9 protein-coding genes are annotated in these 6,778 nt (G+C 66.6%); 8 read left to right on the top strand and 1 reads right to left on the bottom strand.

The window, feature by feature from the left end:
* Positions 1-54 precede the first annotated feature (54 nt).
* Complete coding sequence (locus Q0672_RS12940) at positions 55-237, bottom strand: hypothetical protein (RefSeq protein WP_228112020.1); 183 nt, start codon at positions 235-237, stop codon at positions 55-57.
* Between the two features lie 204 nt (positions 238-441).
* Between Q0672_RS12940 and nifB the strand changes: the two genes are divergently transcribed.
* From nifB to draG, 8 genes are all read left to right on the top strand, one after another.
* The gene (nifB, locus tag Q0672_RS12945) at positions 442-1,935 is read left to right on the top strand and encodes a nitrogenase cofactor biosynthesis protein NifB (RefSeq protein ID WP_298622776.1); all 1,494 of its coding nucleotides are present in this window, start codon (positions 442-444) and stop codon (positions 1,933-1,935) included.
* Between the two features lie 72 nt (positions 1,936-2,007).
* Positions 2,008-2,286, top strand: coding sequence for a 4Fe-4S dicluster domain-containing protein (locus Q0672_RS12950; RefSeq protein ID WP_284187027.1), 279 nt, complete (start codon positions 2,008-2,010; stop codon positions 2,284-2,286).
* A complete protein-coding gene (locus Q0672_RS12955) occupies positions 2,286-2,858 on the top strand; it encodes an ArsC/Spx/MgsR family protein (RefSeq protein ID WP_298622781.1) in 573 nt (190 codons plus the stop codon). Before Q0672_RS12950 ends, Q0672_RS12955 begins: the two co-directional genes overlap by 1 nt.
* Complete coding sequence (locus Q0672_RS12960) at positions 2,836-4,119, top strand: FprA family A-type flavoprotein (protein WP_153163561.1); 1,284 nt, start codon at positions 2,836-2,838, stop codon at positions 4,117-4,119. The genes Q0672_RS12955 and Q0672_RS12960 overlap by 23 nt, the downstream gene beginning before the upstream one ends.
* 29 nt (positions 4,120-4,148) lie before the next feature.
* Entirely contained in the window at positions 4,149-4,436 is a 288-nt protein-coding gene (locus tag Q0672_RS12965; RefSeq protein ID WP_298622785.1) for a 2Fe-2S iron-sulfur cluster-binding protein, read from the top strand.
* Positions 4,437-4,500: 64 nt separating this feature from the next.
* The gene (locus tag Q0672_RS12970) at positions 4,501-4,863 is read left to right on the top strand and encodes a 2Fe-2S iron-sulfur cluster-binding protein (protein WP_153163563.1); all 363 of its coding nucleotides are present in this window, start codon (positions 4,501-4,503) and stop codon (positions 4,861-4,863) included.
* A 23-nt stretch (positions 4,864-4,886) separates the two neighbouring features.
* On the top strand, positions 4,887-5,459 hold the full coding sequence (locus tag Q0672_RS12975) for a nitrogen fixation protein NifQ (protein WP_194271310.1): 573 nt from the start codon (positions 4,887-4,889) through the stop codon (positions 5,457-5,459).
* Complete coding sequence (gene draG, locus Q0672_RS12980; protein WP_298622789.1) at positions 5,438-6,352, top strand: ADP-ribosyl-[dinitrogen reductase] hydrolase; 915 nt, start codon at positions 5,438-5,440, stop codon at positions 6,350-6,352. Before Q0672_RS12975 ends, draG begins: the two co-directional genes overlap by 22 nt.
* Positions 6,353-6,778 lie beyond the last annotated feature (426 nt).

A 6,778-nucleotide genomic window follows, 5' to 3' on the forward strand; every position in this document is an offset into this window, starting at 1 on the left:
GAACGGAAAACCGCAGTACAGCACCCTATCGAGGTGTCCGGTATTACTTGACCACTACAGGTCGTGGGTGATCCGGTAGCTCGGGCACATCACCCCCTTGCCGTCGCGCTGGCACTGGTGGTTGTTCATGCACACGGCCACCGCCTTGGCGTAGTTGCCCCCGGTGGCGGGAATGCCCGCGTAGGCGTCGCCCACGCCGTAGGTGTCGTAGGCCGACCAGTCGAGATAGGTTTTCATGCCCATCTGCCACGCAAGACCGGTGCCAATCCTAAAGCGCCTCAAATCAGGCGTTTACGCACAAAGGTGACTGTCACCTTTGCGACAAAGGGCTGACAAGCGCCCCCGCGCCAAAACAATAAACCCCTGTTTTTCTGCTGTTTTCTCCTCTGGCACAGCGATTGCTGAATACCCGGCGTAACCCCAGATCCAGAGGAGCCCAACGTGGAACTGCCCGTCATCAGCAATGCCGCGCCCGAAGAAGCATCCGGCGGCGGTTGTTCTTCAAGTGGCTGCGGCACAGCGCCCGACGCCCTGTCTCATCTGCCCGACCACATCCGCGCCAAGGTGCAGGACCATCCCTGTTATTCGGAAGAGGCCCACCACTACTTTGCGCGCATGCACGTGGCCGTCGCCCCGGCCTGCAACATCCAGTGCAACTACTGCAACCGCAAGTACGACTGTTCCAACGAGTCGCGCCCGGGCGTGGTGTCCGAGCTGCTGACGCCGGATCAGGCGATCAAGAAGGTGCTCGCGGTGGCCGCCGAGATCCCGCAGATGACCGTACTCGGCATCGCGGGGCCGGGAGACCCCCTTGCCAACCCGGCCCGCACCTTCGAGACCTTCGAGCAGCTCTCGGAGAAGGCGCCGGACATCAAGCTGTGCGTGTCCACCAATGGACTCTCGCTCCCGCAATACGTGGACGAGATCGCCAAGCACAACATCGACCACGTGACGATCACCATCAACTGTGTCGATCCGGAAGTGGGCGCCAAGATCTATCCGTGGATTTACTGGAACAACAAGCGCATCTTCGGCATCGAGGGCGCCAAGATCCTCATCGAGCAGCAGCAGAAGGGCCTCGAGATGCTCACCTCGCGGGGCATCCTCGTGAAGGTGAACTCGGTGCTGATCCCCGGCGTGAATGACGAGCACCTCAAGGAGGTCTCGAAGATCGTCAAGGCCAAGGGCGCCTTCCTGCACAACGTGATGCCGCTGATCGCCGAGCCCGAGCACGGCACCTACTACGGAATCATGGAGCAGCCGGAGCCGACCCCCGAGCAGTTGCAGGACCTGCAGGACGCCTGTGCCGGCGACATGGCGATGATGCGCCACTGCCGCCAGTGCCGCGCCGACGCGGTGGGCCTCCTGGGCGAGGATCGCGGCGACGAGTTCACGATGGACAAGATCGACGTGATGGACGTGGATTACGAGGCCGCGATGGTGCGCCGGAAGGAAGTCCACGACTCGATCATCGAGAAGCTCGAAGCCCAGCGCGGCCACACCAAGCCCAAGCCCCAGGGGATTCCTGAAGGCTCGCGCCCGGTGCTGATGGCGGTGGCCGGCAAGAACGGCCTCGTCGCCGAGCACTTCGGCCACGCCAAGGAGTTCCTGATCTACGAGGCGTCAGTCGACGGCGTGCGCTTCATCAGCCACCGCAAGACCGAGCTGTACTGCGGCGGGATGGACAGCTGCGGCGAGGGCGACGAGGAACCGGATTCCCTCCTCGATCGCAACATCAAGGTGCTCGAAGGCTGCGAGGTCGTGCTGTGCTCCAAGATCGGTTTCGAACCGTGGGGCAAGCTCGAGGCGGCCGGCATCGCCCCCAACGGCGAGCACGCGATGGAGCCGATCGAAGAGGAGGTGATGACGGTGTACAAGGAGATCGCCGCCACCGGCCGGCTGCTCCCGAGCACCGACAGCCTCAAGGTCGCCTGAACGCCCACTTCATCCACATCCTTCGTCACGCCCGCCGGGGATACCTCCGGCGGGCCTTTCGGGAGCCCTGACATGGCACTTCAGATCACTCAATCCTGCGTCAATTGCTGGGCCTGCGTGGACGTCTGCCCCAACGACGCCATCTACGCCGACAAGCCCCACTTCCTCATCGACGACATGAAGTGCACCGAATGCCTCGGCGATCACGCCACGCCCCAGTGCGCCGCGATCTGCCCCATCGAGATGGCCATCGTCGACGAGCTGGGCGAATTCCTCAACCCGCCCGGATCGCTGACCGGCATCCCGATCGAGAAGCTCAAGGAGTACGGGCTGTACCGGGAGGTGGCCTGATGGCCGATGTCACCTTCTTCGAGAAGCCCGGCTGCCAGGGCAACCAGCGCCAGAAGACGCTGCTTGCCGCGGCAGGCCACACCGTGCACGCCCGCAGCCTGAAAACCGAGGTGTGGACGGCCGAAGGGCTGCTCGCCTTCCTCGGCCGGCTGCCGGTGCCCGAGTGGTTCAACCGCAGCGCGCCGGCGATCAAGCTCGGCCACATCGACCCGGACGCGCTGGACGTGCGCCAGGCCCTGACGCTGCTGCTGGAGAACCCGCTGCTGATCCGCCGCCCGCTGATGCAGGTGGGCGAGGAGCGCATGGTGGGTTTTGACACCGCTGCCGTGGACGCCTGGATCGGCCTGCGTGGCGTGGACCTGCCCGAAGGCAACATCGAAGCCGGCGTGCACGGCGAGGAAGAACGCCCCCCGACGCGCCTGCGGCGCCTCCCCCCACTGGGGGGCGAGCCGGCCGCTTCGGAGCGGCCGTGCGCGGCCGGCCCGGAACCGGACTCCGACATTTACTCCGCCTCGTGTGGCGCACGCGCCATGGAAAACGGAGACGACCATGCGCGCGTCGGGAATCACTGAAAACGCGGTCGAACTGGCCCCGGGCGTCCACTGGGTGGGCGCCCTCGACCCGCATCTGCGCAACTTCGACATCATCCTGCGCACCGCCAACGGCACCACCTACAACGCCTACGTGGTGCGCGGCGAGACCGGCGTGGCGGTGATCGACACGGTGAAGGAGAGCTTCGCCGACGACTTCTTCCGGCGGCTCGAATCCGTCGCCCGCTACGACGAGATCACCACCATCGTCCTCAACCACCTGGAGCCGGACCACAGCGGCGCCCTGCCGGAGCTGCTGAAGCGCGCGCCCCAGGCCAAGGTGTACCTCTCGCGCCGCGCCCAGATGATGCTGAAGGCGCTGCTCAAGCCCAGCGGCGAAGCCCCGCCCGAGTACATCCCGGTGACCACCGGCGACACCATCGACCTGGGCGGGCGCACCCTGCACTTCCTGCACACGCCCTACCTGCACTGGCCCGACACCCAATGCACCTACCTCGTCGAGGAGGGCATGCTGTTCTCGGGCGACGTGTTCGGCTGCCACTTCTGCGACGCCCGGCTCTACAACGACGCGGTGGGCGATTTCCGCTTCTCGTTCGAGTACTACTACGCCCACATCATGCGGCCGTTCCGCGAGAACGTGCTGGACGCACTGGCCCTCATCGAGCCCCTCAACCTGCGCCTGATCGCCCCCGCCCACGGCCCCATCCTGCGCCACATGCCGCGGGACTACGTGCAGCGCTACCGCGAGCTGGCCATGCCGCGCCTGTTCAACGAGGCCCGCAGCGAGAAGACCCTGGTGATCTTCTACATCTCGGCCTACGGCAACACCCGGCGGATGGCCGAATCCCTCGCCGCCGGCGCCGAGGCCATCGGCGGCGTGCGGGTGTCGCTGTACGACCTGGAGGGCGGCGAGTCCGGCATCTTCACCGACCTCATCGAGGAAGCCGACGGCCTCGCCTTCGGCAGCCCGACCATCAACGCCGACGCGGTCAAGCCCATCTGGGACGTGCTCTCGTCCCTCACCACCGTCAACGTCAAAGGCAAGCTCGGCGCCGCTTTCGGCAGCTACGGCTGGAGCGGCGAGGCGGTGCGGCTGATCGAAGACCGCCTGCGCGGCCTGAAGCTGCGGGTGCCGGTGGAAGGCCTGCGCATCAAGCTCGTGCCGGACGCTGGCGAGCTGGAGCAGTGCCACGCCCTGGGCGAAACCCTCGCCCGCCACCTCACCGGCCAGGTGGAGCACCGGGAGATCGAGTTCAGCACGCTGCAGGTCACCCTCGCCTAACCCATTCAGGACAACCAGGAAAACCCACCATGCCCAAAGCCAAAGTCACCTTCGAAGACATCGGCGTCTCCGTCACCGTCCCGGCCGGCACCCGCCTCATCGAGGTGTCCGAAAAGGTCGGCGCCGGCATCACCTACGGCTGCCGCGAAGGCGAGTGCTGCACCTGCCTCACCAAGATCGTCTCCGGCGCCGACAACCTCGCCCCGCCCAGCATGCTTGAGGATCAGGCGCTCAAGGACAACCTCGCCCCCCGGGGCCATCGCCTGGCCTGCCAGGCCCAGATCATTGGCGGCGAAATCGTCGTCAAGCCCGCATAAGACTAAAAGCACGTCCCGCAACCACAGAGAAATTCGTGAACCCGTCATTCCAGGAGAACTTCAAATGGCCCTGATCACCTTCAGCAGCCCCATGCACAAGGACAAGACGGTCTATGCCGTGGCCGGTAGCCACACCCAGACCATCCTCGCCCTTGCCAAGGAACACCACATCCCCATCGACTTCGGCTGCCAGGAAGGCAACTGCGGCACGTGTCTCGTGAAGGTCTCGTCCGTCGATGGCAAGCGCCGTCCGATGGGCGGCCCGCTCAACGTGCGCGAAGTCGCCGCCCTGACCGAGCTGGGCCACATCACCAAGGCCCAGGTCGAGCAGATGTACGTGGATGACATTCCTCCGACCCAATGGCGTCTGGCCTGCCAGATGATCATCCGCGACGAGGACATCCTGGTCGAGTATCCGAGCAAGTAAGTCCCACCCCGGGGGAGGCTGCCATGAACGTTCTGGATCGCAACGCGCATCACGCCCTGGCCGTCGCCGGCCTGCTGGCCATGCCCTGCCACGACCACGCACGCTTCGATCCGAACCGTCCGCTGCTGGCCAGTCTGCTGGCCGGCCAGCGCCTCGGCGAAGGCTGCCTGCCCCCGGATCTCGGCCTGGATGAGCGCACCTGCCGCCAGCTGATCAACGAATACTTCACCGGGCTGCTCATGCCCGCCTTTCCGCGCAGCACCGACAAGGTGCCGGAATGGAGCGACGTGCAGAAGCTCCTCCTCGACCACCGGGCCGGGCAGCACGCCTCCGAGCTGTGGGTGGCCGACATCATCGCCACCGCCTGCACCGGCGCCGACCACCTGTGGCAGGACCTGGGCCTCGCCAGCCGGGACGAGCTCAGCCGCCTGATGGTGGTGAACTTCCCGAGCCTCGCCGCCGCCAACACCGGCGACATGAAGTGGAAGAAGTTCCTCTACCGGCAGTTCTGCGCCGCCGAAGGCATCTACGTGTGCCCCGCCCCGTCGTGCGGCGTGTGCAAGGACTACGCCAAGTGCTTTGGACCCGAGCAGTAAGCCCGCCGCCGGCGCCCGCCCTCACGCCTGAAGACCGGGCCGTCGCGGCTTACGTGGGGCTCGCCATCGGCGATGCCCTGGGTGCCACCGTCGAGTTCCTCACCCCCCGCGAGATCCAGCACCAGCACGGCGTCCATCAGGACATCAGCGGCGGTGGCTGGCTGCGCCTCAAGCCCGGGCAGGTCACCGACGACACCACGATGTCCCTGGCCCTGGGCGAGGCTATCCTGGCCGCCGGCCGGGTGGATGCCCGCGCCGCCGCCGACGCCTTCGACGCCTGGATGCGCGGCAAGCCGGTGGATATCGGCAACACCGTGCGGCGCAACCTCATCACCTACCGCAAGACCGGCAACCCCGAGGCACCGCCTTCCGAGCACGACGCCGGCAACGGCGCCGCGATGCGCGTGCTGCCGGTGGCGCTGGCCACCTTCGGCCAGGAGCCCGACGTAGTCGCCGCCGCCTGCCGGGCCCAGGGCCACGTGACTCACCACAACCTGCTGTCCGACGCCGCCTGCGACACCCTGGTGGCGATGGTCCACGACTTCTTCGCCGGCCACGGCCTCGACACCGCCCGCCACCACGCCGACGCGCTGGTCGCCCGGCACCCGGTGTTCGCCTGGCAGGGCAAGCGCCGGGACAACCCCAGCGGCTTCGTGGTCGAAACCCTGCAGGCGGTGTTCCAGGCGCTGTTCTCCACCCACAGCTTCGAGACCTGCCTGGTGGACATCGTCAATCGCGGCGGCGACGCCGACACCACCGGCGCCATCGCCGGCATGCTCGCCGGCGCCTGCTACGGCCCGGCGGCGATCCCTGCCCGCTGGCGCAAGGCGGTCGACGCCGAGATCCGGCAACGCGTCGAGCTGCAGGCCCTGGCGCTGATGAAACAGGGCTGACGATCGAATCAGGCGGGCCCATGTCGACCCATGCCGCACGAACGCCCCCCGCTGGGGCCGGGTGATGTTGGGCGAAGGCGCGGTGGGTATGGCGCGTCGGGTGCTGCTGCGCCAAGCGGATCTATCCCCTTATTTGCCCCGGAAGTCTGTTTGGCGTCGCAGAAGTCAGTTCTGAGCCGCCGAAGTCTGTTTGGCGGCGCCAAACGTCGTTCGCCGCCACCAAACTCAATCCTGGGCTCGGCGAACGTCGTTCGCCGTCAGCAAACAGCGTTTGGCAGCACAGAAGTCCGTTCGCCGCGGTCAAGACGCTGTTTGCGACGCCCAAAGGCCGTCTGGCCCGGAGCACTCGACGTTTGGTGCCACCAAAGCGCGTAGGACTACAAAGGGACTTCCCCCACCCGCCCGGTGGGGTTGCCACCCGGCATC

Source organism: uncultured Zoogloea sp. (assembly GCF_937894855.1).
GTDB lineage: Bacteria > Pseudomonadota > Gammaproteobacteria > Burkholderiales > Rhodocyclaceae > Zoogloea > Zoogloea oryzae.